Below are 2,370 nucleotides of genomic sequence, written 5' to 3'. Positions count from 1 at the left end.
TGTCTGTGGCTTCGTTGGGGTCGATGTGAGCCGGTCGCCCCCTCCCGGTGTGCTTGGGGCGCCCGTGCGTGGTTTTCACCCCGGTCGGGGTGAAAATCACGCACGGTCAGCGGAGCTGATCGACGCCGCGCACCTCGGTCACCTCGGGGGCGGCCCAGGCGGCGGCGAGGGCGGCACGCAACACCGATACCGCGTCGACGGTGCGAGCGGCGTCCACGGTGAGCACCGTGCCTGCGACGGCGGTGCGCACCTGCGGGTGCGGCGCGATGCGCAGCGCATCCGGAGCCTCGGCCAGCGCCGCGAGGGACATCGCGAGGTAGGTCGGGCGCTGCGCGGGGGGCGCGGCCAGCAGGTCGGCCGGGGTGCTGACGCCGGTCAGCACGAGCAGCGACTCAAGGCCCGCCTCGTTCGCCCCCGCGATGTCGGTGTCGATGCGGTCCCCGACCACCAGTGGCCGTTGTGCGCCGCTGCGCCGCACGGCGTCGTCCATCAGTGGGCGCGCAGGCTTCCCCGCGACCTCCGGTTCGCGACCCGACGCGGTCCGCAGTGCCGCCACCATCGACCCGTTGCCCAGGCACAGTCCACGCTCGGTCGGCAGCGTGGTGTCGATGTTGGTCGCCACCCAGTACGCCCCGGCCCTGATGGCGAGGGTTGCCTCCGCGAGGATCCGCCACGCCGTGTCGGGTGAGTGCCCCTGCACCACCGCGACCGGGTGGTCGTCGAAGCTGCGCACCGGGCGCAGCCCGACGACGCGGACCTCCTCGGCCAACGCCTCGGTCCCGACGACGAGCACCGGGGAGCCGGGCGGAACCCGCAGCGCCAACAACCGGGCTGCCGACTGGGAGCTGGTGACGACCTCGGATTCCGTTGCGGGAAAACCGAGTTCGTTCAGGTGTCCGGAGACCTCGCCGGGACTGCGACTGGCGTTGTTGGTGACGTAATACAGCCTCGGCCCGCCGTCGACCACCAGCGCCTCCCTGGCGCCAGGAATCGCATGGGGCCCCGCGTACACGGTTCCGTCCAGATCGAGGAGCAGCACGTCATGGTGCTCCCGGAGTGCCGATCGGCTCACTGGTCGCCGGATAGGTCGGCCACCCGCTCCTCGGCATCGGTGTCGCCGTCGAGGTCCGCCGCGGCCGAGTTGAGGAACCACTTCAACCCGTCCTCGACCCGACCAGCCGCGACGAGCGCATCCGCGTACGCGTAGAAGAGCCGGGCCGCGGTCGGGCCGGTCTTCGACGCGTCGAGTTCCGGGGTCTGGAGGGTCACCACGGCCTGGTCGGCCTGTCCCAGGTCCATCCGCGCCCCGGCAACGACGATCCGCAGCTCGGTGGCCTCGTCACCCGTGAGTGCGCGGGCCTCCTCGCTGCGGCCGAGTTCGATCGCGCGTTCCGGGCGGCCGAGACCGCGCTCGCAGTCGGCCATGACGGCGAGCAGGCCGGGCCCACCGGCCATGCGCCGCGCCGCCCGCAACTCCGACAACGCCTCCGCCCATTCGCCGGCGTGGTAGGCCACGATGCCCGCGGTCTCCCGGACCACCGCGACCCGGCCTGCGCGCTGCCGGGCGGCGCGAACATGGGCGAGAGCCTGCTGCGGGTCGTCCTCGAGCAGCTTGCTCGCCATCACCAGATGACGGGCGACGGTATTCGCATTCGACTTGTCGAGGCTGAGCAGGTCACGACGGACCGCGGGGTCGAGCTCGCCCGCCTGAATGTCCTCGGGTAGTTCCGGCTCGTCCGGACGCGCCGCCCGCCGCTCGGGGTAGACGCCGCCGTCGCGGGGCCGGGGCGCGAAGGCGCCTTCGCCGCCGCGCCGCTGGGGCCCGCCACCGCGCCGGTCACCGCCGGATCGGCGATCCGATCGGTTGTCGCCGCCTGCAGCGCGGTAGCCGCCGTCGGACCGGCGCTCACCGCGGGTGTCACCGCGCCCGGTCGATCGGTCACCGCCGGAACGGCGGTCGTCACCTGCGCGCCGGTCCGGCCTGCGGTCGCCGCCGCGGAACCCGCCCTCGGATCGGCGTTCCTGGCCGCGGTGGCCGCCGCCGCCGTCCCGGCTCTCGCCGGTGTTCCTGTCTCGCCGGTGCCCGTCCTGAGCGTGGCCGCCGCGAGCGTTCCCGCCCTGCGAGCCGCCACCGCGACGCCGATCCCGATCGTCGCTTCCATACGAACGACGGTCTTCGTTGTTGTCCGCCACGACTTCTCCTTCGAAGACAACACTGGCACTGTCCATGAAAACACGAAAGGGGACCCAGTGACTGGGTCCCCTTTCGGATGTTATGTACGGCGGTGTCCTACTCTCCCACACCCTGTCGAGTGCAGTACCATCGGCGCTGGAGGGCTTAGCTTCCGGGTTCGGAATGGGACCGGGCGT

At 72.3% G+C, this 2,370-nt stretch carries 2 protein-coding genes and 1 rRNA gene; all 3 read right to left on the bottom strand.

The features are described from left to right. Positions 1-106 precede the first annotated feature (106 nt). Complete coding sequence (locus tag ACWF62_RS19135; RefSeq protein ID WP_378507269.1) at positions 107-1,072, bottom strand: HAD-IIA family hydrolase; 966 nt, start codon at positions 1,070-1,072, stop codon at positions 107-109. After that, positions 1,069-2,193 carry a tetratricopeptide repeat protein gene (locus ACWF62_RS19130; protein ID WP_378569313.1) on the bottom strand — a complete coding sequence of 375 codons (1,125 nt, stop codon included), beginning with the start codon at positions 2,191-2,193 and terminating at the stop codon, positions 1,069-1,071. The genes ACWF62_RS19135 and ACWF62_RS19130 overlap by 4 nt, the downstream gene beginning before the upstream one ends. 84 nt (positions 2,194-2,277) lie before the next feature. After that, positions 2,278-2,370, bottom strand: a 5S ribosomal RNA gene (gene rrf / locus ACWF62_RS19125); the annotation flags it as partial.

This window comes from Rhodococcus sp. NPDC054953, from assembly GCF_053609225.1.
Note: the sequence above shows the minus strand (reverse complement) of the source record. Positions and strands in the feature narration are given on the sequence as shown.